We start from the raw sequence: 25,481 nt of genomic DNA on the forward strand, positions 1-25,481 counted from the left end.
GGAAATCAGTTAGCCATTCCCAGGCCGACGATATTCGCGGCGATGATAATCACCACGCAGCCGAGGCTGAGCACGCTGACCGGGCGGCGTCCGGCGTTGTTCCACTCTTTCAGCACCAGCCCAACCAGCCCGCCACACAGTACGTAGAAGCTCATATGCAGCATCCAGCTCATGTAGTCATACTGCGCCGGGATACTGGCGTGGCCCCAGGCATAGAAGAAGAACTGTAGATACCACATTAGCCCGCCCAATGCGGAAAGCAGAATGTTGCTGATGATAAGCGGTTTTGCCAGTGAGAAGTCGGCTTTTAGCGACAAATCCTTCACTTTGGCGAGGCGAATAAAGCAGAAGCCGAGGTTAACCAGCGCGCCGCCGCCCATGATCACCACGTAGCTTGGCAGCGCGGTATACAGCGGGTCGACGCCCAGCGCCGCGGCGGCTTCATGCATTGGTTTAGCGGCGTTCATCGCAAATGACATGCCGGCGGAGAAAATACCGCACATTACCGCCAGCATCAGCCCTTTTTTCAGGTTGAACTCTTCCGCTTTGATGCCCATTTTGCGCTCTTTAAGCTGGCCGGCGCGGGTGACGATACCCACGCCAATTACCGCCACCAGCACGCCGAGCAGGGTCATTTGTCCGCCTTTGGTGTGAATCAACACATCAAAGTGGCCGTTGAGGATCGGCGTCATTAAGGTGCCGACGATAAGCGTAATGCCGATAGCGATACCGATCCCCATCGACATCCCCAGATAGCGCATGGTCAGGCCATAGTTGATGTTACCGATGCCCCACATCGCGCCGAACAAAAACACCGGCAGCAGCGTGGAAGCGCTAAATGAGCGATAGTAGGCCCAGAAATCGGGCAGCAGCATGGCGCTTATCGCCCACGGCAGAATTAGCCAGGAAACAATCCCGCCGATCGACCACATGGTTTCCCACGACCAGTGTTTCACCTTCTTGAAAGGGGCATAAAAACAGGCGGCACTGGCGGCGCCGATTAAATGCCAAAAAATTCCCATCGTAATCGCATGATTCATTGCCTTTACCCTCATCTGTTTTTGGGTTGGATAGACTCTCTCCGATGCGATGAGTGTAAAAATTGCGCAGTTTTTACGCCTTTGAGCTGTTGCCACGCCAGGCGAAACTCTGGCAATCAGGGGCTTAATGAGTTGTTTTGGCTCACAAACTGGGGTGTATCTATTTTGGGTATAACCTTAGTAAAACTACGGCATTGATAATCATTTTCAATATCATTTAATTAACTATAATGAACCGACTGCTTACGCGGCGTTAACACCCTCTGCCGCCCGATAATAATGGAGATGATTATGAGTTATACACTGCCATCCCTGCCGTACGCTTACGATGCTCTGGAACCGCATTTCGACAAGCAGACGATGGAGATCCATCATACTAAGCATCACCAGACCTACGTTAACAACGCTAACGCAGCGCTGGAAAGCCTGCCGGAATTCGCTAACCTGTCCGCGGAAGAGCTGATCACCAAACTGGATCAACTGCCGGCTGACAAAAAAACCGTACTGCGTAACAACGCGGGCGGCCACGCTAACCACAGCCTGTTCTGGAAAGGCCTGAAAACCGGCACCACCCTGCAGGGCGACCTGAAAGCCGCTATCGAGCGTGATTTCGGTTCCGTGGACAATTTCAAAGCTGAATTCGAAAAAGCGGCAGCAACCCGCTTTGGTTCCGGCTGGGCGTGGCTGGTGCTGAAAGGCGACAAACTGGCCGTCGTTTCTACCGCTAACCAGGACTCCCCGCTGATGGGCGAAGCCATTTCCGGCGCTTCCGGTTTCCCGATTATCGGCCTGGATGTGTGGGAACACGCTTACTACCTGAAATTCCAGAACCGTCGCCCGGACTACATCAAAGCCTTCTGGGACGTGGTTAACTGGGACGAAGCAGCAGCGCGTTTTGCCGCCAAAAAATAAGGTTGCATTGTGCTAAGAGAGAAGCGAGTCTGATGACTCGCTTTTTTTATATCCGTAGCAAGGAGAGCAGCAATGCATTATCCGGTGAATGTCTTTGTCGGCAAAATCAGGGACTACGACGGTAGCCGCCCCAGCGCAATTGGTAAAATCCAGGTCGATGGCGAATTACAGCTCGGCGAGCTCGGACTGGAAGGGGACGAGCAGGCGGAAAAGAAAATTCACGGCGGGCCGGATCGTGCGTTGTGCCACTACCCCCGCGAGCATTATCTCGACTGGATCCGCGAATTCCCGCAGCAGGCCGATCTGTTCTGCGCACCCGCATTCGGCGAAAACCTTTCTACCGAAGGGCTAACGGAAAAAAACGTCTATATCGGCGATATCTTTCGTTGGGGCGAGGCGCTGATTCAGGTCACTCAACCGCGCTCTCCCTGCTTCAAACTGAATTACCATTTCGGTATTAGCGACATGGCGCAACTGATGCAAAACAGCGGCAAGGTTGGCTGGCTCTACCGCATTATCGCCGGCGGCCAGGTCTCCAGCGATGCGCCGCTGGAGCTGGTATCGCGACTAAGCGATGTGAGCGTACATGAGGCCGGAGCAATTGCCTGGCATATGCCGTTTGACGACGACCAGTATCACCGTCTGTTATCGGCGGCGGGCCTGTCGGTAAGCTGGAGCAGAACGATGCAGAAGCGGCGTTTAAGCGGGCAAATCGAGGATAATTCGCGGAGATTATGGGGGAAATAATTCCCCCATATTGAACGTTGCAACCCGTAGCCCGGCTCAGCGTAGCGCAAGCCGGGACAGGCTCAGGTGCGTTTATACAGCGGCAGCCAGATTGTTAAACGCAGACCACCCAGCGGGCTATCGTCGGCTTTAACCCAGCCGCGATGTTGCTGGATCGCCGTTTCGACAATCGCCAGCCCCAGACCGGTGCCGCCGGACTCGCGATCGCGAGCTTCGTCGGTACGATAGAACGGACGGAAAATCTGTTCGCGATCTTCCGGGCTGACGCCCGGGCCGTCATCATCGACGTTGACCGTGATTCCATCTTTATCCACCGAGAAGCTGACCGAAATTTTCGTGTGCGAGTAGCGCAGCGCGTTGCGCACGATATTTTCCAGCGCGCTTTCCAGCGCATTGGGGTTACCGTATAGCGGCCAGGGGCCCGGCGGATACTCAACGGTAAAGGATTTCCCCATCTGCTCGGCTTCAAATGCCGCGTTGTCCAGCACTTCGCCCCACAGCTGATTCGCTTTCACCGTCTCGCTGACCAGCGCGTTTTTCGCCTGATTACGCGACATCACCAGCAGGTCGTTGATCATGCTGTCCAGCCGATGCGCTTCGGTTTCGATCCGCTCCAGCTCTTTGCTTTCACCGCTGCGGCGGCGCAGCAGCGCGGTGCCTAACTGCAGACGGGTTAACGGCGTGCGTAGCTCGTGCGAGATATCCGACAGCAGCCGCTGCTGGCTGGTCATCATTCGCTCAAGCGCGGTCACCATCTGGTTAAAGCTGGCCCCGGCGGCCAGAAACTCCTGCGGACCGGCTTCCAGTTCCGGATGCTGCCGCAGGTTACCCTGGGCCACTTCATCGGCGGCGTTTTTCAGCTTGCGCGCCGGTTTCGCCAGGCTCCACGCCAGCCATAGCAGCAGCGGGGCGCTGACCAGCATCGTCACGATAAGCAGTAATAGCGGGCGGTCAAAAAGCAGGTTGATGAAGTCGGATTGTGAAGTGCTGGCAGGGCGGATGAGATAAAGTTGATAATTATCTTCACCATCCCTGACGGAAAACGGCCCGACCATCTCCAGGCGTCCGTAACGCTTTTTCTGCGGATGATCGGCGTTATCGGCCTGGCCGATAAAGTTACGAATGATCTGCATTTCGTTGCGTTCTGCGCCGATCACGCGGCCTTCGCTGGTGACCAACAACAGCCGCTGCCCAGGCGGCGCCCACTTATCGATGGCGCGAAACAGGCGTCGCCACCACATCAGGTCGTTAGGTGGGTCGTTCGCCAGTTCGGCCTCGACGTGTTGCTCAATCATGATGCCCTGACGTTGCTCGCTTTCCAGCAGCTCGGTCATCTGGCGCGAGTCCAGCTTGGGCAACATCAGTACCAGCATCAACACCAGCGCCAGCGTGAGCCAGAAGATGGCAAAGATGCGTGCGGTTAAACTTCCAATCATGAAGCAGAAACCATCAGATAGCCGCGTCCGCGCAACGTTTTAAACCACGGATGGCCGTCTTTACGCTCCGGCAGCTTACGCCGCAGGTTGGAAATATGCATATCGATAGCGCGGTCGAACGGCGTCAGCCGCTTGCCCAGCACTTCCTGGCTTAAGTGTTCACGTGACACCACCTGACCAAGATGCTGCGCCAGCAGATACAGCAGAGTGAACTCGGTGCCGGTCAGCTCCAGCGTTTGCCCATCAAAATTGGCCTCCTGACGGCCCGGGTTGAGGCTTAACGCATCCACTTCCAGGGTCGGAGAACCGGATTCGGTGGTCTGCTGCTGCTCGCTCCAGTGAGAACGACGCAGAATCGCGCGTATACGCGCCACCAGCTCGCGATCGTTAAACGGCTTAGGCAAATAGTCATCCGCCCCGAGTTCGAGGCCGAGAACGCGATCCAGCTCGCTTCCGCGCGCCGTTAGCATGATAACCGGGGTCTGGTGTGTCTGACGTAATTCTTTAAGCGTGTCGATACCGTTTTTCTTCGGCATCATCACATCAAGCAAAAGGAGATCAATGCTGTCGTCAAGAAGCGCCAGCGCCTGTTCACCGTCATGGGCAACGAGCACATTAAAACCTTCCATATCGAGCAGCTCTTTTAACAGGGAGGTGAGCTCCCGGTCATCATCAACTAACAGGATTTTATTCATTGTTTAAATACCTCCGAGGCAGAAATTACGTCATCAAGGCTCGCTAATCCATGACTTTACGTTGTTTTACACCCCCTGACGCATGTTTGCAGCCTGAATCGTAAACTGTCTCTCGTTGAATCGCGACACAAACGTTTTGGGAGTATGTGATGCGCAATGTTATCGCTGCCGTCATGGCCTCAACGCTGGCGCTAAGTGCTACTAGCCAAGCCGCTGAAGTCGTTACCGGCGTTAACTGGCTCCACGGTGAAGAGGGAGCCCAGCGCAGCGGCCAGAGCCATATGTTTGACGGCATAAGTCTAACCGAACAGCAACGACAGCAGTTACGGGATCTTATGCAACGGGCGCGCCATGACCGGCTCCCTGTTAATGTTAGCGAACTGGAGACAATGCATAGCCTTGTCACCGCAGATAAATTTGATGAAAGCGCTGTGCGCGCTCAGGCAGAAAAGATGGCGCAGGAACAGGTTGCCCGCCAGGTAGAAATGGCGAAAGTCCGCAACCAGATGTACCACCTGCTAACCCCTGAGCAGCAAGCGGTTTTAAATGCTAAGCACCAGCAGCGTATGGATCAGTTGCGTGAGGTTGCAAGGATGCAGAAAGGCTCAGCCATGATGCTTTCCAGTAGTAGCAGTACCGTGCAACCCAAGTAACAAACCCTGTTTTCCTTGCCATAGACACCATCCCTGTCTTCCCCCACATGATGTGGGGGTTTTTTTTGTCTTTTTTTCGCCTCAGCCGCCGCATGCCCGTTCATCTTCCGGGTAAAAGTTCAGGTTATACTAAGCGCATCGCCGGAAAAGGAGCGTTTATGAATCAATCTTATGGGCGGCTGGTAAGTCGCGCGGCTATTGCCGCGACGGCGATGGCCTCCGTGTTACTTTTGATCAAAATTTTTGCGTGGTGGTATACCGGTTCGGTGAGTATTCTGGCGGCGCTGGTGGATTCACTGGTGGATATTGCCGCCTCGCTGACCAACCTGCTGGTGGTGCGTTACTCGCTACAACCCGCTGATGAAGAACATACTTTTGGCCATGGGAAAGCGGAATCGCTGGCGGCGCTGGCGCAGAGCATGTTTATCTCCGGTTCGGCATTGTTTCTGTTCCTGACCGGGATCCAGCATCTGATTCGCCCTGAACCGATGCAGGCGGCAGGCGTCGGGATGGTGGTGACGCTGATCGCCTTGATAAGCACCCTGATGCTGGTGACCTTTCAGCGCTGGGTGGTCAGAAAAACCCAGAGCCAGGCCGTGCGCGCGGATATGCTTCATTATCAGTCTGATGTTATGATGAACGGCGCTATTCTTATCGCCCTCGGCCTCTCCTGGTACGGCTGGCACCGTGCCGATGCGCTGTTTGCATTAGGGATTGGCATCTATATTTTATATAGCGCGCTGCGTATGGGTTACGACGCGGTGCAATCGTTATTAGACCGCGCGCTTCCGGATGAGGAACGTCAGGAAATCATCAGTATCGTGAACAGCTGGCCCGGCGTCAGCGGCGCGCACGATCTACGAACGCGGCAGTCAGGGCCGACTCGCTTTATTCAAATACATTTGGAAATGGAAGATAACCTCCCGCTGGTGCAGGCGCACGTGATCGCCGACCAGGTGGAGCAGGCTATTTTGCGCCGTTTCCCGGGATCGGATGTGATTATCCATCAGGATCCCTGTTCTGTGGTGCCGCCGGCGCAGCAGGGCGTTTTTTGAGCTTTCGGTTATAGTCTGTAAACTCGATGTAAAAATGTGGGGCGGGTAGGCATTTTTTGTATAAATTACCGCCATTTGGTCTGACCTGAATCAATTCAGCCAGAAGCGTTTGATATACTATTGCAATTATCGTCGTGCACTCCTGGTATGGGAGCGCTTCAGGCAACAGGATTATTTTTTGCTTCCTAAGTTCAGAGGTAGTCATGATTAAGAAAATCGGTGTGTTGACAAGTGGCGGTGATGCGCCGGGCATGAACGCAGCAATTCGCGGCGTTGTGCGCGCGGCATTAACGGAAGGTCTGGAAGTTTTTGGAATCTATGACGGTTACCTCGGCCTGTATGAAGATCGTATGGTTCAGCTTGACCGTTACAGCGTGTCAGACATGATCAACCGTGGCGGTACCTTCCTCGGCTCCGCTCGCTTCCCGGAATTCCGCGAAGAGCATATTCGCGCAGTCGCCATTGAAAATATGAAAAAGCGCGGCCTGGACGCGCTGGTTGTTATCGGCGGCGACGGTTCCTATATGGGTGCGATGCGTCTGACTGAGATGGGTTTCCCTTGCATCGGCCTGCCGGGCACCATCGACAACGACATCAAAGGTACTGACTACACTATCGGTTTCTTTACCGCGCTGAGCACCGTTGTTGAAGCTATTGACCGCCTGCGTGACACCTCCTCTTCGCACCAGCGTATCTCTGTGGTGGAAGTGATGGGCCGCTACTGTGGCGATCTGACGCTGGCGGCGGCGATTGCCGGCGGCTGTGAGTTCATCATGGTGCCGGAAGTAGAATATACCCGCGACGATCTGGTGGCTGAAATCAAAGCCGGCATCGCAAAAGGTAAGAAACACGCGATCGTGGCCATCACCGAGCACATGTGCGACGTTGACGAACTGGCTAGCTTCATTGAGAAAGAAACGGGCCGTGAAACTCGTGCGACCGTGCTGGGTCACATTCAGCGCGGCGGCTCTCCGGTTCCTTACGACCGTATTCTGGCTTCCCGCATGGGCGCATATGCTATTGAACTGCTGCTGCAGGGCTTTGGCGGCCGCTGTGTCGGTATCCAGAACGAGAAGCTGGTTCACCACGACATCATCGATGCTATCGAAAATATGAAGCGTCCGTTCAAGTCTGACTGGATGGATTGCGCGAAGAAACTGTACTAAGTTTCTCGGCATAGCAAAAAGGCCTTCTCAGTGAGAAGGCCTTTTTTATTACGGCGTAGCCGAAGCGTTATTCGATATCCAGCGCATCCTCGGAAAGGATGATACCGGTATTGTCGGCATACAGATGATCGCCGGAGAAGAAGGTGACGCCGCCGAAATTGACGCGCACGTCGCTTTCGCCGATACCTTCCCCTGCAGCGGCCACTGGAATGGCGGCTAACGCCTGGATACCGATATCTAAATCTTCCAGGTCGTCAACCTGGCGCACCGCGCCATAGACCACCAGCCCTTCCCATTCGTTTTGTACCGCCAGACGCGCCAGGTCTGCGTCAATTAACGCGCGTCGCACGGAACCGCCGCCGTCGATGAGGAGAATATGACCACGGCCATTCTGCTCGAGCAGATCGTAGAGCAACCCGTTATCCTCGAAACATTTTACCGTAATGATCTGTCCACCAAACGACGACCGCCCTCCAAAGTTGGAAAACAGCGGTTCCACGACATTGACATCTTCCTGGTAGATGTCGCAAAGCTCGGAAGTATCGTATTTCATAGGCTTAACGTTCAGTTGCTGCGAGAATTTTTAGTATATCCCGTGAACTGCATTGTTTGCAAAATCATCAATTGTTAATTGATATTTGTCAGTTATGCCGCAAGCTTACTGCCGATAATCCCGATGACAAACAGCAGGTTGGTTAATAATGCCGCTTTGACCGTGCGTTCGAGCATCGGACGCATCGCCACCGGTTCGCGCTCACGCATGACGAAACGCGCCTGTTTCACCAGTAGCGGAATGGCGAGAATAAACAGCCAGCCCCACAGGCTGCGCAGCGCCAGCAGGTTAAACAGCGCCAGGCACAGCGGAGCGCCGAGCAGCAGGACGCTGTGATAACGGCGAGCGTTAATTGGCCCCAGACGGACCGCCAACGTATTTTTACCGTTCGAACGGTCGCTATCGATATCGCGCAGGTTATTGATATTCAGCACCGCGGCGGCCAGCAGGCCACAGGCGGTAGCGGGCAGGAAAATAACCGCGTCGATGCTGTGCGCCTGCAGATACCAACTGCCGACGACGCTCAGCCAGCCGAAGAAAACCAGCACCGAGATATCGCCAAGGCCAATATAGCCGTAAGGACGCGTGCCAACGGTATAAGTGATAGCCGCAATAATCGACAACCCGCCGAGCACCATAAAGCCGATGAAGTCCGCCATTGTCTGCCAGGCGGAGAACAGCAACGCCAGGCCGGAAAGGCAAATCAGCGCTACCGTTACGATCAGCGCGCGTTTCATCTGCGATTGGGTGATGGCGCCTTTTTGCATTCCGCGCAGCGGCCCAATACGGTCAGGTTTATCGCTGCCTTTAACGGCGTCGCCATAATCATTGGCGAGATTAGATAAAATTTGCAGCAAACCGGCGGTGATGAGCGCCAGCAGCGCGACCAGCGGATCGAAGTGGCCTTGCTGCCACGCCAACGCGGTGCCGACGACGATAGCGGCGAACGCCAGAGGTAATGTTTTGGGACGCAGGCTTTCAAGCCAGGCCCTGGTGCGTGTTATCGGTTGTTCAGTCATTTCTTTCAGCCAAAAAAATGGGGCTATCATAGCCCCATCGTGTGTGATGAAAATGCATTGAACCGGATTATAGGATAAAACGGCTCAGATCTTCATCTGCCACCAGAACATCCAGGTGTTTACCGACATAATCACCGTCGATGGTCACCGTCTGGCCGTTCATTTCGCTGGCATCATAAGAGATATCTTCGATCAGACGTTCCAGCACCGTGTGCAGGCGACGCGCGCCAATGTTTTCGGTGGTTTCGTTAACCTGCCATGCGGCCTGAGCGATACGCTTGATACCATCTTCGGTGAATTCGATATTCACGCCTTCGGTGGCCATCAGCGCTTTGTACTGCACGGTGATGGAAGCATTCGGCTCGGTCAGAATACGTTCGAAATCATGGGTGGTCAGCGCTTTCAGCTCAACGCGGATCGGCAGACGGCCCTGCAGTTCCGGGATCAGATCGGATGGGCTGGCGACCTGGAACGCGCCGGAGGCGATAAACAGAATGTGATCGGTTTTCACCATCCCGTGTTTAGTGGAGACGGTGCAGCCTTCAACCAGCGGCAGCAGGTCGCGCTGAACGCCTTCACGAGACACATCCGGGCCGGAGGAGTTGCCGCCGCGCTTACAGATTTTGTCGATTTCGTCGATAAACACGATACCGTGCTGTTCAACGGCGTCGATAGCTTCTTGCTTCAGTTCTTCCGGGTTCACCAGCTTCGCTGCTTCTTCTTCGATAAGCAGCTTCATCGCGTCTTTGATTTTCAGCTTACGCGGTTTCTGTTTCTGGCCGCCCAGGTTCTGGAACATGGACTGCAGCTGGCTGGTCATCTCTTCCATGCCCGGAGGGGACATGATTTCAACGCCCATTGGCGCCGCGGCGAGGTCGATTTCGATCTCTTTGTCGTCAAGCTGGCCTTCGCGCAATTTCTTGCGGAATGCCTGACGCGCAGCTGAAGGCTCCTGCGGCTGTTCAGCCTGGCCCCAGTTGTTTTTCGCCGGCGGGATCAGAACGTCGAGGATACGCTCTTCGGCCATTTCTTCGGCGCGATAGCGGTTTTTATCGATGGACTGCATGCGGACCATTTTGATCGCGGCGTCGGTCAGATCGCGGATGATAGAGTCCACTTCTTTACCAACATAGCCCACTTCGGTGAACTTGGTCGCTTCAACTTTGATGAACGGCGCGTTGGCCAGTTTCGCCAGACGACGGGCGATTTCGGTTTTACCGACGCCGGTCGGGCCAATCATCAGAATGTTTTTCGGTGTGACTTCATGACGCAGCTCTTCATTAAGCTGCATACGGCGCCAGCGGTTACGCAGGGCGATAGCAACAGAACGCTTGGCTGCGTCCTGGCCGATAATATGTTTGTCCAGTTCGCTGACAATTTCGCGTGGGGTCATTTCAGACATGGGAGATCCTTACGCTTTAGAAGGTAATTCTTCGATGGTGTGGAAGTGGTTGGTATAGATGCAGATATCCCCTGCAATATCCAACGCTTTCTCGGCGATGTCGCGAGCGCCCATTTCGGTGTTTTCCAGCAGCGCGCGAGCGGCGGCCTGGGCATATGGCCCGCCGGAGCCAATCGCAATCAAATCGTTTTCTGGCTGAACCACGTCACCGTTACCGGTAATGATAAGCGACGCGTTTTCGTCAGCGACGGCGAGCAGCGCTTCCAGCTTGCGCAGCATGCGGTCGGTACGCCAGTCTTTCGCCAGCTCAACGGCGGCTTTCACCAGATGGCCCTGATGCATCTCCAGCTTACGTTCGAAAAGTTCGAACAGGGTGAAGGCGTCAGCGGTGCCGCCAGCGAAACCAGCGATCACTTTGTCGTTGTACAGACGACGCACTTTCTTCACGTTGCCTTTCATCACGGTGTTGCCCAGCGTGGCCTGGCCATCACCGGCGATAACGACATGGCCGTTACGGCGAACACTAACTATTGTTGTCACGAGCAGACCCCTTGGTTGCAAAAGCGGAATAGGGGCCCCGCGCGTTACGCGGGGCAGAATGCAATTATAGATGGGGGGGATTTTTGGGGTTTCAACCCCTGGCGGCGAGACGGATGCAGTTTGCGTGTCCGGCCATCTTGAGACGGTTGATCATATCGTTGGCGTTCTCTTTGCCTTTCAGCGGCCCAATTACCACCCGATTCCAGCCGTTATTGGTGGTGATGTGCGAAGCAAAGCCCTCAAAGGCCAACTGAGCGCGCACGGTTTCGGCCTGCTCGGCGCCTTTAAAGGAACCACACTGAACCATCCAGCTGCGATCGTCTTTCTTCTCGGCGGCTGCGGCTTTCGGCGCTTCTTCCACGCGGGCGACCGGCGCGGCGGCCTGAGTTTTCGGCTGCGTGGTGGTGTTATGCGCCGGCGTCTGCAGCAGATCCTGATACGGCTGCTGGTTAGACGCGGTTTGCTTCGGTTGCTGTTGCTGCACCGGCTTCGGCTGCTGGACGCGCGGCTGTTGCTGCGTGGTCTGCTGCTGAGTCTGCGCCCACTGTTGCTGCTGCGCCTGCTGCTGTTGTTGTGCCAGACGTTGACGCTGCAGCGTCTGCTGACGTTGCGCCGGCGTTTGTTCGTTCCACGGCACTTCGGTCAGCTGCGTGGGCTGCTGACGCATATCCGCCTGCATCTGCGCCAACAGTTGGCGCTGCTCGTCGGTTAGCTGCTCGGGTTTCATCACTTCGCCGCCGGCGGTCGGCTCAGTCGGCGCGCGAACGCCCGGCTGGCGGCTTTCCAGCTCTTTAATATAGCGCCAGCGCTCTTCCGGCTTCGGCGGAAGACCGTTGCCTGCCGCCTGGCGGTTTTGCAGCGCTTCCGCTTCTTCTTTCTTGTGATGGGTAATGAAATACAGACCACCGATAAAGGCCACCAGCACGGCCGCCGCGATCGCAACCATAGTCGGTGAAATCGCCGGAAGGCTACTTTGCTTGTTCCTTGAGCTTCGGGGGCTGCTCTTTTTGCGCCGCGAAGGAGCCGGTTGGCTGCGGCGTACATAATCTCGTTGTGCCACTATCGTTTCGCTGTCTTATATTCGTTCGTCAGCCCGCCATGTTACTTAAGCGGCGGGCCTTTGACCAGAAGAGCAGGCCCGAAAGCCTGATGGTTATCGTCTGATTTTTTGCGTACTGCCGCGAACGATCAGTTCGCAATCGAGCAGACGCGAGCCGCTGTTGACGTTACGGCCCTGCATTTGCTCGAGTAAAAGCAGCATTCCTTCACGGCCGATATCAAAACGCGGCTGTGAAACGGTGGTTAACGGCGGATCGCAAAATTCAGACAACGCGATGTTATCAAACCCAACAATCGATAAATCCTCCGGCACCCTCAGGCCGCGGCGTTTGGCCAGCGACAACGCGCCCAGCGCCATGACGTCGCTATGGCAAAAGACCGCGGTCGGCGGCACCGGCTGCGCCAGCAGTTGCTCCAGCGCGTTGGCACCGGCTTCAAAGGTAAAGTTGCCGCGGGCGATGTAGTGCGGATCGACGGTGATACCGCTGCGGCGCAGCGCCTGAACGTATCCCTGCAGCCGGTAATGGCACAGCGGCATATCCTCCGGCCCGGCGATACAGCCGATACGTTGATGCCCCAGTTCGTGGAGATAATTGACGGCATTAAACGCGGCGGTCAGGTTATCGATATGCACGGTAGGGAGCTCCAGCTCCGGCGCGAACTCGTTCGACATGACCATCGGCGGCAAATTACGCTGCTCTTCGACGCTGGCGTCGAACGGCAGGCGCGAGCTCAGCAGCACCATACCGTCAATTTGTTTGGTGATAATGAGATCAATAAAGGTTTTTTCTTTCTGATTCTGATGGGCGCAATCGCCGATCAGCACCAGATAGCCTTCGTCGGCGGCAGTCACTTCAATACCGCGAATCACCTCACTGAAGAAGGGATCGCAAATATCCGGCACGATCACAAGGATCGTCCGCGACTCATTGCGTTTCATGTTACGCCCGAGCGACTGCGGTAAATAGCCGACTTCCTGCGCCGCCTGCTCCACCCGACTACGGGTTGCCTGCGACACTTTGTCGGGATTCATTAGCGCACGGGATACGGTTGCCGTTGAAACGTTTGCCTTCAGGGCGACGTCTTTCATGGTGGCGGCAACCATTTGTTTTTTGGGCTTCACCTGGTTTCTCCTCGCTGACTGCGCAGACACATCCCTTGCGTGCTGACATCAGCAACATTTTTAACAGATAGTACAGCCTGAGAGTTACAGAATTTTCATGAAAAACGTGACGGTTGTTGAATTTTTCGATCCGCCTCGCAAGAGAAGCGTTAGCCTTCAATAGGATCGACATCCAGTACCCACTTCACTTTACGCGCTTCCGGCAGGGTGTTTATCAACGCCAGCGTACCGCTGACGATATGCTGTAGACGTATGCGGGAAGGGTGCTGGAGTAGAATTTGCCAGCGCCAGCGCCCGCCGCGCTTCGGCGCCAGCGCGGGAACCGGGCCGAGTACCCACAGTTTATCATCAGCCAGCGGGCTGGCCTGCAGCAGGTTACGTAGCTGCTGTAAAAACAGCGGCGCCTGCTGGTTATTATGGTCTTCGGCGCGGATCAGAACGTGGCTGGTCCACGGCGGTAGCTGCATGGTTTGCCGCTCCGCCAGCGCCTGCTCGGCAAACGCATCGTAGCCTTTATAGAGCAGGGTCTGCAGCAGCGGGTGTTCCGGATGGTGGGTTTGCAGGATCACTTCACCTTGTTTGCCCGCGCGTCCGGCGCGGCCGGAGACCTGGGTATAGAGCTGGGCAAAACGCTCCGCCGAGCGGAAGTCGGCGGAAAACAGCGCGCCATCGACATCCAGCAGCGACACCAGGGTGACGTCCGGGAAATGATGTCCCTTAGCCAGCATTTGGGTACCAATCAGAATGCGCGCGCCGCCGCGATGGACGTCGGCAAGATATTGCTCCAGCGCCCCTTTACGGCTGGTGGTATCGCGGTCGATACGTGAGATTGGTACATCAGGGAACATCGGCGCCAGCGCTTGCTCCAGCTGTTCAGTCCCGAGACCCACTGGCACCAGGTGCGTCGACCCGCAGGAAGGACATTGGCGCGGAATGGGGCGCTGGCTGTCGCAGTGGTGGCAACGCAGATGATGCTGCGCCTGATGCAGGGTGTAGTAACTATCGCAGCGCGGGCACTCCGCTATCCAGCCGCAGTCGTGGCACAGCAGCGCCGGGGCGAAACCGCGGCGGTTCAAAAACAGGATCACCTGATTGTCGGCCTGCAGATGCTGTCGCATGCGGTTAATCAGCGCAGGCGATAGGCCCGCCTGCAACTGCTGGCCTTTTAAATCCAGCACGTGCTGCTGCGCCGGGCGGGCGTTGCCCGCGCGTTTGGTCAGCTTTAACTCCCGGTACTTGCGCTGGCGCACGTTATAGAGCGTCTCCAGCGCCGGGGTCGCCGAGCCGAGGATAATCGGAATCTGTTCGCTATGGGCGCGCCATACCGCCAGGTCGCGAGCGTGATAACGCCAGCCTTCCTGTTGTTTATAGGAGCTATCATGTTCTTCGTCGATGACAATAACGCCGAGGTCTTTAAACGGCGTAAACAGCGACGAGCGGGTGCCGATAACGATCGCCGCTTCGCCATTTTTCGCCTTTAACCATGATGCGAGGCGCTCGCTGTCGTTGAGACCCGAATGCAGGACCTCCACCGGGGCGTTAAAACGCTGGCGGAAGCGGGCGATAGTCTGCGGCGTCAGGCCGATTTCCGGCACCATCACCAGCGCCTGTCGACCCTGCGCCAGCACGTTCTCCAGCACGCTCAGATAGACCTCTGTTTTCCCTGAGCCGGTAATACCCGCCAGCAGCCAGGCGGAAAAACGGTCCGAGGCGCTATGAATTGCCCCGACGGCGGTCGCCTGCTCGGTATTCAGACGCAGCCGTTCGCCGGGCACAGCGAAGCTGGTCCGCCAATTGCTAATGGCTGGGGATTCGCTGGCCAATTCCGCCAGCCCTTTGCCGCGCAGCGCCTGTAGCGCTGCGTCATTGAATTCAAGTTCTGCGACCTGATAGCGCCAGATCTTGCCCTGGCGCAGCGCCGCCAGCGCCTGCTGCTGCTTCGGCGAGCGTTTAAGGCTATTGATATCCAGCGCTTGTCCCTGTTCCGTCGCAAACCAGTACCACATTGGCGCGGCGCTGGCCGGTTTGCCCTGGCGCAGCATAATCGGCAGCGCGTGGAACAGCACGTCGCCGATGGGGTGGTGATAGTAATCCGCGGCCCATAGCAGCATGCGCCAGACGGTAGAGGAGAATACCGGTTCGCTATCCAGCGCTTCGGCGACCGGTTTGAGTTCCGCGAGCGGGAGTTCGCTACGCTCGCTGACCGACACCACGATACCGATCCGCTCCTGTTTGCCGAACGGCACGCGTACGCGACAGCCCGCCTTGACCGGGATGCCTTCAGGCAACAAATAGTCAAAGGTGCGGGGCAGCGGAACGGGCAGGGCGACATGAGCGACGGACATGGAATCTTCCTGACTTGAAATCTGGCGGGTTAGTATACACATTACCGAAGGCGGCGCGGATAAGTTTGCATCTGCTGGTCAAATTCTGTATGATTCGCCGCCTTTGGTGCGCTTTATGCCGCATCAAACTCCCAAAACCCGGGAAATTCGCTAAGCCGGTTTACGCCAGCTGTGCGAAGGTCGTCGGGAAATTATTAATATCGCGTGGTGTCTGGCGTTAGGGCTGGAAGAGCGACGCGGCCTTAACTGAGGTTCTCCCATGAAAAAAGGTATTCACCCAAATTACGACGAAATTACTGCTACCTGTTCTTGCGGTAATGTCATGAAAATCCGTTCCACCGTTGGTCACGACCTGAACCTCGACGTGTGCGGTAAATGCCACCCGTTCTACACCGGCAAACAGCGTGATGTTGCTACCGGTGGCCGTGTTGACCGCTTCAACAAGCGCTTCAGCATCCCGGGCAGCAAGTAAGTTGCCAGAAAGAGCCGCCTCAGGGCGGCTTTTTTGTATCCTTCGTCTGGCAACGCGAGGAATAAAAAAGCGGAAGATATCTTCCGCTTTTTTTATGTCTTAGTATTCCCACGTATCCGGGTCGATGCCCAGTTCACGCATAATCTCTTTCGCCGCTTCCGGGATTTCATCGCTGCGCTCTTTACGCAGGTCTTCATCGTTAGGTAACGGTTGACCGGTAAAGGCATGCAGGAACGCCTCGCACAGCAGTTCGCTATTCGTGGCGTGACGCAGGTTGTTCACCTGACGACGCGTGCGTTCATCGGTGAGGATCTTTAACACCTTCAGAGGAATGGAAACCGTAATTTTTTTTACTTGCTCACTCTTCTTACCGTGCTCAGCGTATGGGCTGATATATTCGCCGCTCCATTCAGCCATGAGATACCTTAATCCTCTGTTTATTAGTTAAGGGCCAGAACATTACGCCCGGCCATAATTGCGCGTAGTTTACCGTATGAGCGTGCTTTCTGACATGAGATAAGCCGCCGCCGACGTGCGCTAATGCATATAATTTTAACGGCTATTTGTCTTTTGCTCAATCTATACGCAAAGAAGTTTAGATGTCCAGATGTATTGACGTCTATTGTGACAATGATTACTCTGAGGCCTGACTTCTCACCGAACAGCCCAGGAACTGTCCAACATGACGCGTAAACAGGCCACCATTGCAGTGCGTAGCGGTTTAAATGACGACGAACAGTACGGTTGCGTTGTCCCGCCGATCCACCTCTCTAGCACCTATAATTTCACCGGTTTCAATGAACCTCGCGCCCACGATTATTCCCGTCGCGGCAACCCGACTCGCGATGTCGTACAGCGCGCGCTGGCGGAACTGGAAGGCGGCGCGGGCGCGGTACTGACCAATACCGGAATGTCGGCTATTCTGCTGGTGACCACGGTGTTCCTGAAACCGGGCGATCTGCTGGTGGCGCCGCACGACTGTTATGGCGGCAGCTATCGTCTGTTTGACAGCCTGGCGAAACGCGGCTGCTATCGCGTGCGCTTTGTCGATCAAAGCGATGAACAGGCATTACGTGAAGCGCTAGCGGAACAACCGAAGCTGGTGCTGGTCGAAAGCCCGAGCAACCCATTGCTGCGGGTGGTCGATATTGCGAAAATCTGCGGGCTGGCGCGTGAAGCCGGCGCGGTGAGCGTGGTGGATAACACCTTCCTGAGCCCGGCGTTGCAAAATCCGCTGGCGCTGGGCGCCGATCTGGTGTTGCATTCGTGCACCAAATATCTCAACGGCCACTCTGATGTGGTCGCCGGGGTGGTGATTGCCAAAGATCCTGAAACTGTCACCGAACTGGCATGGTGGGCGAATAATATCGGCGTCACCGGCGGGGCGTTTGATAGCTATCTGTTATTGCGTGGTTTGCGTACCCTTTCTCCGCGAATGGAAGTGGCGCAGCGCAACGCGCAGGCGATAGTCGACTATCTGAAAACCCAGCCGCTGGTGAAAAAGCTGTATCATCCGTCCCTGCCGGAAAACCAGGGGCATGAGATTGCGGCGCGTCAGCAAAAAGGTTTTGGGGCGATGCTAAGCTTCGAGCTCGATGGCGATGAGCAGACGCTGCGTCGCTTCTTGAGCGGTTTATCGCTATTTACGCTGGCGGAATCGTTGGGGGGCGTTGAGAGCCTGATTTCCCATGCGGCGACGATGACGCATGCGGGCATGGCGCCGGAAGCGCGTGCGGCGGCAGGGATCTCGGAAACGCTCCTGCGTATTTCGACCGGTATTGAAGATGGTGAAGATTTAATTGCCGACCTGGAAAATGGCTTCCGGGCAGCAAACGAGGAATAAAGATGAGTGTGATTGCGCAGGCAGGGGCGAAGGGTCGTCAGCTGCACAAATTTGGTGGGAGTAGTTTAGCGGATGCGAAATGTTACCTGCGCGTCGCCGGGATCATGACCGACTACGCGCAGGCAGGCGATATGATGGTCGTCTCTGCCGCCGGTAGCACCACCAACCAGCTGATTAGCTGGCTGCAGCTAAGCCAGACCGATCGTCTTTCTGCGCATCAGGTGCAACAAGCGCTGCGTCGCTATCAAATGGACCTGATCGCCGGCCTGCTGCCGGCGGACGCCGCCGACGCGCTGATCGCGACGTTTATTCACGATCTTGAGCGTCTGGCGGGCCTGCTGGATAGCGGCGTCACCGATGCGGTATATGCCGAAGTCGTCGGCCACGGCGAAGTGTGGTCCGCGCGCCTGATGGCGGCGGTACTAAACCACCTTGGCGTTGAAGCCGCCTGGCTGGACGCGCGCGCTTTCCTGCGCGCGGAACGCGCCGCGCAGCCGCAGGTTGATGAAGGCTTATCCTACCCGCTGTTACAACAGTTGATGGCGCAGCACCCCAACAAACGGCTGGTGGTGACCGGCTTTATCGCCCGTAACAATGCCGGGGAAACCGTACTGCTGGGCCGTAACGGTTCCGACTACTCCGCCACCCAAATCGGCGCGTTGGCCGGTGTTTCCCGCGTCACCATCTGGAGCGACGTGGCCGGGGTTTATAGCGCCGACCCGCGTAAAGTGAAAGATGCGTGCCTGCTGCCGCTGCTGCGTCTTGATGAAGCCAGCGAGCTGGCTCGCCTGGCGGCGCCGGTGCTGCACGCGCGTACGCTACAGCCGGTTTCTGGTAGCGATATCGATTTACAGCTGCGCTGTAGCTACACTCCGGACCAGGGTTCGACGCGCATTGAGCGCGTGCTGGCATCCGGCACCGGCGCGCGTATCGTCACCAGTCACGACGACGTCTGCCTGATTGAATTCCAGGTACCGGCCGGTCAGGACTTCAAGCTGGCGCATAAAGAGCTGGATCAGATTTTCAAACGCGCGCAGCTGCGCCCGCTGGCGGTAGGCGTGCATGCCGACCGTAAGCTGCTGCAGTTCTGCTACACCTCTGAAGTGGCCGACAGCGCGCTGAAACTGCTGGATGAAGCGGGCCTGCCGGGCGAGCTGCGTCTGCGTCAGAAGCTGGCGCTGGTGGCGATGGTCGGCGCGGGCGTGACCCGCAATCCGCTGCATTGCCACCGTTTCTGGCAGCAATTGAAAGGGCAGCCGGTAGAGTTTACCTGGCAATCGGAAGAGGGCATCAGCCTGGTGGCGGTGCTGCGCGCCGGCCCAACCGAGAGCCTGATTCAGGGACTACATCACTCCGTGTTCCGCGCTGAAAAACGCATCGGTCTGGTGCTGTTCGGCAAAGGCAATATCGGCTCCCGCTGGCTGGAGTTGTTCGCGCGCGAGCAGAGCACGCTTTCCGCCCGCACCGGCTTTGAGTTCCTGCTGGCCGGGGTGGTGGATAGCCGCCGTAGCCTGCTGAATTACGAAGGTCTGGATGCCAGCCGCGCATTGGCATTCTTTGAAGATGAAGCGGTCGAGCAGGATGAAGAGTCGCTATTCCTGTGGATGCGCGCGCACCCTTATGATGATTTAGTGGTGCTGGACGTGACCGCCAGCGAACAGCTGGCCGATCAGTATCTGGATTTCGCCAGCCACGGTTTCCACGTGATCAGCGCCAATAAGCTGGCGGGCGCCAGCAGCAGCGATAAATATCGCCAGATCCACGACGCCTTCGAAAAGACCGGCCGCCACTGGCTGTATAACGCCACCGTCGGCGCAGGCTTACCGGTTAACCATACGGTGCGCGATCTGATCGACAGCGGCGATACCATCCTGGGGCTGAGCGGTATCTTCTCCGGTACGCTCTCCTGGCTGTTCTTGCAGTTTGACGGCACGGTGCCCTTTACCGAACTGGTGGATCAGGCCTGGCAGCAAGGGCTGACCGAACCGGACCCGCGCGTTGATCTGTCGGGTAAAGACGTGATGCGCAAGCTGGTGATCCTGGCGCGCGAAGCTGGTTACAATATCGAGCCGGATCAGGTGCGCGTGGAATCGCTGGTTCCGGCGCATTGCGAAGAGGGCTCGGTTGACCACTTCTTTGAGAACGGCGAAGAGCTGAATGAACAGATGCTGCAGCGCCTTGAAGCCGCCCGTGAAATGGGGCTGGTGTTGCGTTACGTGGCGCGTTTTGATGCCAACGGTAAAGCGCGCGTCGGAGTAGAAGCGGTGCGTCAGGAACATCCGCTGGCGGCGCTGCTGCCGTGCGATAACGTCTTCGCTATCGAGAGTCGCTGGTACCGCGATAACCCAATGGTGATCCGCGGGCCAGGCGCAGGCCGCGATGTTACCGCCGGGGCCATTCAGTCAGATATCAATCGTCTGGCGCAGCTGCTGTAATCTGTCAGGCCGGCCCGCTGGGCCGGCCTTCATTATGCTGACTCCCGCGTCACCAGTTGTCCGGAAAGGGTAATACGCTGGGTAGGGAGAGCCGGTTCTTTGATCTTGCGGATAATTAACGCGGCGGCCTGACGGCCGGTCTCTTCGCTGGCGGAAGAGACATAGGTAAAAGACGGCGAAGTCAAATTCACATGCATCATATCTTCGAAGCCCACCAGCGCCACTTGTTGGGTAAGAAAGACGTCTTTTCCCACCGTTCGTCCTACCTGATGAATACCATTGAGGCAGCCAATCATCGCATCCGGTGAATGGCAGAGCAGCGCGGTAATGGCATTATTCTTTTCCAGTAACTGACGAGTGGCGATACTGGCGGCTTGGGTATTGTCGTGACAGGCGGGGGCAAACTCTTCGCGTACCGTCATGCCGTTTTTCTCCAGCGTGCTGTAAAAGCCGAGCAACCGCTGCTGACGAATAAGATCGTCTTCCTGACCGCCGATGTAGGCAATATAGCGATGACCACGCTCTATCAGATAACGCGCGGCGATGCTGGCGGCCTGACGATTATCGCGGACCACCTGATCGCGGTTGCCGGTTAACGGCGTTTGCGAGACGGCCACCAGCGGTAGCGGGCACCGCAGCAGCGCTGCAGGCAGCGTATCGCGGGTGGTATCGGCATCAAGATAAATCACGCCGGCGACGCCCTGTTGTTTAAACGACAGCAGGCAGCGATCCAGATAGTCGCTATCGTTAAGCGGCTGGCCGAGAAATACCATATAGCCCTGTTTCTCCAGTTCCTGCACGATGTTGGCCATCACTTTGATGGAAAAACTGTCGTTGAAGTCGCGAAGAATCAGGCCGATTAGATTGGTGGTGTTGGCGCGAAGGTTGGCGGCGGCGACGTTATGCACATAGCCGAGCTCCTGGATGGCAGCATTGACTTTTTCGATGGTGGCGTCGGAAATTTTTCCCTTCTGACGTAATACCAGCGAGACCGTAGAAACGGAAACGCCGGCCAGTTTCGCCACATCTATAATGCTGACTTTCTTCAAAATCGCTCCATGAAAACTGTTGTATGACAGTCAGATAGCAGAAGATCGCTTCTCTGAGACAAGCGATCTTCCACACCATAACATCTTCTGGTTATTTGCCAATCATCCCCGACATGGTTTGAGCGATAAATTGCGCCCTGGCGCCAAAAATTATCTGGATACCGTTATCACCGACGAAGACTACGCCGCGCGCGCCGATACTGTTGAGGCCGTCTTTATCTACCGCATCGCGTTCGGCAACCTCCAGACGCAGACGGGTGATGCAGGCGCCCACCGAGTCAATATTCTGTGAACCGCCGAGTAAGCTGACAATTTCAGTTGCCAGTTCGGCGTCGGTTTTATCATTGGCCGTTACGGTGATATCGGTACGTCCCGGCGTTTTCACATCGAAGCGGCGGATCACGAAACGGAAGGTGAAATAATAAATCAGCGCCATCGGCACGCCAACAATCACCGCGCTGAGGAAGTTTGTCTGATAGCCGTTCATGGAAGGCAGAATACCGAAGGAGATATAGTCGATAAGTCCGGCGGAGAACGATTTGGCAATATGCGCGTGCAGCAGGTACATGGTCATGTACGAGAGCCCCGCCATAATGGCGTTAAAGACGTACAGAATCGGCGCCACGAAGATAAAGGTGAATTCGACGGGTTCGGTGATGCCGGTCAGGAAGCAGGTCAGCGCGGCGGAGAACAGAATACCGGCCGCGATTTTTTTATTTTTAGTGTGCGCTTCGTGATACATCGCCAGACAGGCGGCCGGCAGAGCGAACAACATCAGCGGGAATTCACCCTGCATAAATTTGCCCGCGTTTTGATAGCTATCGGTGCTAAAAGATTTCACCCCTTCTTCCAGCATTTTAAACCAGATGGTCTGGTCGCCGTGGATCATCTGGCCCGCCTGAGTGGTGTAATCGCCGAAGGAGTACCAGAAGGAAGGGTACCAGATGTGGTGCAGGCCAAGCGGGATCAGCGCGCGTTCAACGAGGCCGAAAATGAAGGTGGAGGCGGCCTGGTTATCGCCGTTAATCACCATCGACAAGGAATCAATACCGGCCTGGATATGCTGCCAGATGTAAGGTAGCAACAGGCCGAGGATGAACGACAGGAAGGCGGTGGCGATCGCCACAAAACGCTTACCGGAAAAGAAACCGAGGAATTCCGGCAATTGCAGCGTGTGAAAGCGGTTGTAGCACCAGGCGGCGAGTATCCCGCAGATAAGCCCGCCGAAAACCCCCATCTGTAACGTCGGGATGCCGACCACCATCGCGTATTTGCCGCCCTGTGCGGCCATTTCCGGCGTAATGCCGAGTACGGTACCGATGGTGATGTTGGTGACGAAGACCGAGACCGCTGCCGATAGCGCGGCGATGCCGGATTCCGACGCGAGGCCGACTGCGGAGCCGATAGCGAAGAGCATCGGCAGGTTATCGAAAATAATACCGCCGGCATTCATCATCAGCGGTAAATGGAATTTATCCCCGAAGGCCAACAACAGGCCGGCGGCCGGGAGGAGCGAAATCGGCAGCATCAAGGCGCGGCCGATCATCGACAGTTTTGATAATGATTTTATGAACCCTGACCACAGACTCATGCTGATTACCCCGAATAGATATTATTGGCGAAAACGTATTAAGTAGAACGTTCTAGTAGAACGTTCTACTCACTGTGGATCAAGGTTGACGTTGCTGCAATAGTAATCGGCGTGCCAGGGGGGGAGATGTGCGATTTTTTGAACTACTTCAAATTACGCTGCGGACAAAATCTGAAAACAACGCCAGGGCGCGCCTGGCCTGACGCGAGATGAACTTTTTTCACTTTGACTGAAAATTCCTCACTGTTTACGCAGATTTTTCTATTGACGCCCGCACGCTTTTCCGTCATTTTTACATCTGGACGTCTAAACGTATAGAAGTTCGCAATACGACTGATAAATATAATGCGATTGATGAGGTAAGGTATGAGCTTTTTTCACGCCAATCAGCGGGAAGCCCTGAATCAGAGCCTGGCGGAAGTCCAGGGCCAGATTAATGTGTCCTTTGAATTCTTTCCGCCGCGTACCAGTGAAATGGAGCAAACCCTGTGGAAATCCATCGATCGCTTAAGCAGCCTGAAGCCGAAGTTTGTCTCCGTCACCTACGGGGCGAACTCCGGCGAGCGCGACCGCACTCATAGCATTATCAAGGGCATTAAAGACCGCACCGGTCTGGAAGCGGCGCCGCACCTGACCTGTATCGACGCCAGCCGCGATGAACTGCGCGCGATTGCCCAGGATTACTGGAATAACGGTATTCGCCATATCGTCGCGCTGCGCGGTGACCTGCCGCCGGGTAGCGGCAAGCCGGAGATGTACGCCGCCGACCTGGTGACGCTGCTAAAAGACGTCGGTGATTTTGACATCTCCGTCGCTGCCTATCCGGAAGTGCATCCGGAAGCCAAAAGCGCGCAGGCCGACTTATTGAACCTGAAACGTAAAGTAGAAGCGGGCGCTAATCGCGCGATCACTCAGTTCTTTTTTGATGTCGAAAGCTACCTGCGTTTTCGCGACCGCTGCGTCTCCGCCGGTATCGACGTGGAAATTATTCCGGGCATTCTGCCGGTCTCCAACTTTAAACAGGCGAAGAAATTTGCCGATATGACGAACGTGCGTATCCCAACCTGGATGTCGAAAATGTTCGAAGGGCTGGATAACGATGCCGAAACGCGCCAGCTAGTAGGGGCGAATATCGCCATGGACATGGTGAAAATTTTAAGCCGGGAAGGGGTAAAAGATTTCCACTTCTATACCCTGAATCGCGCCGAAATGAGCTACGCCATCTGCCATACCTTGGGCGTGCGCCCGGCGTAATCACCTGCTTTACCTCTTGTTTCATCCTTATCGGGGCGGTGAACTGCAATTCACCGCCCCCTTTTTTAGCACGAAAAGTGCGCTCTGCCTTTAAGCAACCTTCCGCCAAAGCGAGTATAGTGCCCGCAAAAATCATGACGGTGGAGAAGTTATGACGGTTGCAAGGAACAGCAATCTCCTGGCCGGTTGCGGCCTCGTCCTGCTGACGCTTATCTGGAGCTACAGCTGGATTGCGATGAAACAGGTAACGCTCTATATCGGCGCCTTCGATTTTACCGCGCTGCGCTGTATCTTCGGCGCGATTGTACTGATGGCGGTGCTGGCGCTGCGCGGGCGCGGCATGCGGCCGACGCCGTTTGGCTATACCCTGGCGATTGCACTGCTGCAAACCTGCGGCATGGTCGGCCTGGCGCAGTGGGCGCTGATGAGCGGCGGCGCCGGTAAAGTCGCTATTCTCAGCTACACCATGCCGTTCTGGGTGGTTATCATGGCGGCGCTGTTTTTAGGCGAGCGCATGCGGCGGCTGCAGTATGCCGCTATCGTCCTGGCGGCGTGTGGTCTACTGCTGGTGCTGCAGCCGTGGCAGTTGGATTTCTCCTCGATGAAAAGCGCGCTGCTGGCGATCCTCTCCGGTATCAGTTGGGGGGCGAGCGCGATTGTCGCCAAACGCATGTATCGCCGCTATCCGCGCCTCGATTTACTGTCGTTAACCGCCTGGCAGATGCTGTATGCCGCGCTGGTGATGAGCGTGGTGGCGTGGCTGGTGCCGCAGCGCAGTATTGACTGGCAGCCTGGGGTTTTCTGGGCATTGGGCTATAGCGCGATTCTGGCCACGGCGGTGGCCTGGAGTCTGTGGCTGTATGTCCTGCGTAATCTGCCTGCCAGCGTCGCCGGCCTGAGTACGCTGGCGGTGCCGGTCTGCGGCGTGCTGTTTTCCTGGTGGCTACTGGGTGAAAATCCGGGGCTGGTGGAAGGCGCCGGCATTGTGCTGATTGTCGCGGCGCTGGCGATTATCAGCCTTAAAAAGCGCCACGCTCATGGGCAACACGTTGATCGGCCCGCGACGGCGGCAAAATAATCGTCACATGTGGC

At 56.3% G+C, this 25,481-nt stretch carries 23 protein-coding genes; 10 read left to right on the forward strand and 13 right to left on the reverse strand.

What is annotated here, in order from left to right; all coding sequences use genetic code 11:
- Nucleotides 1-5 precede the first annotated feature (5 nt).
- Nucleotides 6-1,040 carry an L-rhamnose/proton symporter RhaT gene (rhaT, locus tag AC22LX_RS23505; RefSeq protein WP_032706783.1) on the reverse strand — a complete coding sequence of 345 codons (1,035 nt, stop codon included), beginning with the start codon at nucleotides 1,038-1,040 and terminating at the stop codon, nucleotides 6-8.
- Nucleotides 1,041-1,331: 291 nt separating this feature from the next.
- Between rhaT and sodA the strand changes: the two genes are divergently transcribed.
- Nucleotides 1,332-1,952, forward strand: a complete 621-nt coding sequence (sodA, locus tag AC22LX_RS23510; RefSeq protein ID WP_015368940.1) for a superoxide dismutase [Mn] — start codon at nucleotides 1,332-1,334, stop codon at nucleotides 1,950-1,952.
- Nucleotides 1,953-2,024: 72 nt separating this feature from the next.
- A complete protein-coding gene (gene yiiM / locus AC22LX_RS23515; RefSeq protein ID WP_045395291.1) occupies nucleotides 2,025-2,699 on the forward strand; it encodes a 6-hydroxyaminopurine reductase in 675 nt (224 codons plus the stop codon).
- A gap of 62 nt (nucleotides 2,700-2,761) precedes the next feature.
- Here yiiM and cpxA read toward each other — a convergent pair whose 3' ends face one another.
- Nucleotides 2,762-4,135: an envelope stress sensor histidine kinase CpxA gene (cpxA, locus tag AC22LX_RS23520; protein WP_015368938.1), complete on the reverse strand. Its 1,374-nt coding sequence runs from the start codon at nucleotides 4,133-4,135 to the stop codon at nucleotides 2,762-2,764.
- The gene (gene cpxR, locus AC22LX_RS23525) at nucleotides 4,132-4,830 is read right to left on the reverse strand and encodes an envelope stress response regulator transcription factor CpxR (RefSeq protein ID WP_015368937.1); all 699 of its coding nucleotides are present in this window, start codon (nucleotides 4,828-4,830) and stop codon (nucleotides 4,132-4,134) included. Before cpxR ends, cpxA begins: the two co-directional genes overlap by 4 nt.
- A gap of 149 nt (nucleotides 4,831-4,979) precedes the next feature.
- On the opposite strand from cpxR, the gene cpxP reads away from it, so the two are divergent.
- The 3 genes from cpxP (at nucleotide 4,980) to pfkA (ending at nucleotide 7,704) form a co-directional block, all read left to right on the forward strand.
- Nucleotides 4,980-5,483 (forward strand): cell-envelope stress modulator CpxP, encoded by a 504-nt coding sequence (cpxP, locus tag AC22LX_RS23530; RefSeq protein WP_015368936.1) that lies wholly within the window; start codon nucleotides 4,980-4,982, stop codon nucleotides 5,481-5,483.
- 158 nt (nucleotides 5,484-5,641) lie between these two features.
- Nucleotides 5,642-6,538, forward strand: coding sequence for a CDF family cation-efflux transporter FieF (gene fieF / locus AC22LX_RS23535; RefSeq protein ID WP_045395293.1), 897 nt, complete (start codon nucleotides 5,642-5,644; stop codon nucleotides 6,536-6,538).
- Between the two features lie 203 nt (nucleotides 6,539-6,741).
- Entirely contained in the window at nucleotides 6,742-7,704 is a 963-nt protein-coding gene (pfkA, locus tag AC22LX_RS23540) for a 6-phosphofructokinase (RefSeq protein WP_015368934.1), read from the forward strand.
- Between the two features lie 67 nt (nucleotides 7,705-7,771).
- On the opposite strand, the gene rraA is transcribed toward pfkA, so the two are convergent.
- The 7 genes from rraA to priA form a co-directional block, all read right to left on the reverse strand.
- Nucleotides 7,772-8,257, reverse strand: coding sequence for a ribonuclease E activity regulator RraA (gene rraA / locus AC22LX_RS23545; RefSeq protein WP_015703948.1), 486 nt, complete (start codon nucleotides 8,255-8,257; stop codon nucleotides 7,772-7,774).
- A gap of 92 nt (nucleotides 8,258-8,349) precedes the next feature.
- The gene (gene menA, locus AC22LX_RS23550; protein WP_045395332.1) at nucleotides 8,350-9,276 is read right to left on the reverse strand and encodes a 1,4-dihydroxy-2-naphthoate polyprenyltransferase; all 927 of its coding nucleotides are present in this window, start codon (nucleotides 9,274-9,276) and stop codon (nucleotides 8,350-8,352) included.
- A gap of 67 nt (nucleotides 9,277-9,343) precedes the next feature.
- Nucleotides 9,344-10,678, reverse strand: coding sequence for an ATP-dependent protease ATPase subunit HslU (gene hslU / locus AC22LX_RS23555; RefSeq protein ID WP_045395296.1), 1,335 nt, complete (start codon nucleotides 10,676-10,678; stop codon nucleotides 9,344-9,346).
- Nucleotides 10,679-10,687: 9 nt separating this feature from the next.
- Nucleotides 10,688-11,218 (reverse strand): ATP-dependent protease subunit HslV, encoded by a 531-nt coding sequence (gene hslV / locus AC22LX_RS23560; protein ID WP_015368930.1) that lies wholly within the window; start codon nucleotides 11,216-11,218, stop codon nucleotides 10,688-10,690.
- A 91-nt stretch (nucleotides 11,219-11,309) separates the two neighbouring features.
- A complete protein-coding gene (gene ftsN / locus AC22LX_RS23565) occupies nucleotides 11,310-12,278 on the reverse strand; it encodes a cell division protein FtsN (RefSeq protein WP_072048011.1) in 969 nt (322 codons plus the stop codon).
- A gap of 93 nt (nucleotides 12,279-12,371) precedes the next feature.
- Nucleotides 12,372-13,400, reverse strand: a complete 1,029-nt coding sequence (gene cytR, locus AC22LX_RS23570; RefSeq protein WP_015368928.1) for a DNA-binding transcriptional regulator CytR — start codon at nucleotides 13,398-13,400, stop codon at nucleotides 12,372-12,374.
- A gap of 149 nt (nucleotides 13,401-13,549) precedes the next feature.
- Nucleotides 13,550-15,745: a primosomal protein N' gene (priA, locus tag AC22LX_RS23575; protein WP_487334241.1), complete on the reverse strand. Its 2,196-nt coding sequence runs from the start codon at nucleotides 15,743-15,745 to the stop codon at nucleotides 13,550-13,552.
- A 259-nt stretch (nucleotides 15,746-16,004) separates the two neighbouring features.
- Between priA and rpmE the strand changes: the two genes are divergently transcribed.
- A complete protein-coding gene (gene rpmE, locus AC22LX_RS23580; RefSeq protein ID WP_015368925.1) occupies nucleotides 16,005-16,217 on the forward strand; it encodes a 50S ribosomal protein L31 in 213 nt (70 codons plus the stop codon).
- Nucleotides 16,218-16,316: 99 nt separating this feature from the next.
- Here the strand turns inward: rpmE and metJ are convergent, their stop codons facing one another.
- On the reverse strand, nucleotides 16,317-16,634 hold the full coding sequence (gene metJ / locus AC22LX_RS23585) for a met regulon transcriptional regulator MetJ (protein ID WP_004107547.1): 318 nt from the start codon (nucleotides 16,632-16,634) through the stop codon (nucleotides 16,317-16,319).
- Nucleotides 16,635-16,899: 265 nt separating this feature from the next.
- Here metJ and metB point away from each other — a divergent pair, with 265 nt between their 5' ends.
- On the forward strand, nucleotides 16,900-18,060 hold the full coding sequence (metB, locus tag AC22LX_RS23590) for a cystathionine gamma-synthase (protein WP_015368924.1): 1,161 nt from the start codon (nucleotides 16,900-16,902) through the stop codon (nucleotides 18,058-18,060).
- A gap of 2 nt (nucleotides 18,061-18,062) precedes the next feature.
- On the forward strand, nucleotides 18,063-20,495 hold the full coding sequence (locus AC22LX_RS23595) for a bifunctional aspartate kinase/homoserine dehydrogenase II (protein ID WP_045395300.1): 2,433 nt from the start codon (nucleotides 18,063-18,065) through the stop codon (nucleotides 20,493-20,495).
- 32 nt (nucleotides 20,496-20,527) lie between these two features.
- Here the strand turns inward: AC22LX_RS23595 and malI are convergent, their stop codons facing one another.
- On the reverse strand, nucleotides 20,528-21,544 hold the full coding sequence (gene malI / locus AC22LX_RS23600) for a Mal regulon transcriptional regulator MalI (protein WP_045395301.1): 1,017 nt from the start codon (nucleotides 21,542-21,544) through the stop codon (nucleotides 20,528-20,530).
- 91 nt (nucleotides 21,545-21,635) lie between these two features.
- Entirely contained in the window at nucleotides 21,636-23,135 is a 1,500-nt protein-coding gene (locus AC22LX_RS23605; protein ID WP_045395302.1) for a PTS transporter subunit EIIC, read from the reverse strand.
- 366 nt (nucleotides 23,136-23,501) lie between these two features.
- Between AC22LX_RS23605 and metF the strand changes: the two genes are divergently transcribed.
- Together metF and AC22LX_RS23615 are read left to right on the forward strand one after the other, a co-directional pair.
- Nucleotides 23,502-24,389, forward strand: a complete 888-nt coding sequence (metF, locus tag AC22LX_RS23610; RefSeq protein ID WP_015368922.1) for a methylenetetrahydrofolate reductase — start codon at nucleotides 23,502-23,504, stop codon at nucleotides 24,387-24,389.
- 151 nt (nucleotides 24,390-24,540) lie between these two features.
- Nucleotides 24,541-25,467: a DMT family transporter gene (locus AC22LX_RS23615; protein ID WP_045395304.1), complete on the forward strand. Its 927-nt coding sequence runs from the start codon at nucleotides 24,541-24,543 to the stop codon at nucleotides 25,465-25,467.
- The last annotated feature ends 14 nt before the right edge of the window (nucleotides 25,468-25,481 follow it).

Source organism: Klebsiella sp. PK01, from assembly GCF_057624675.1.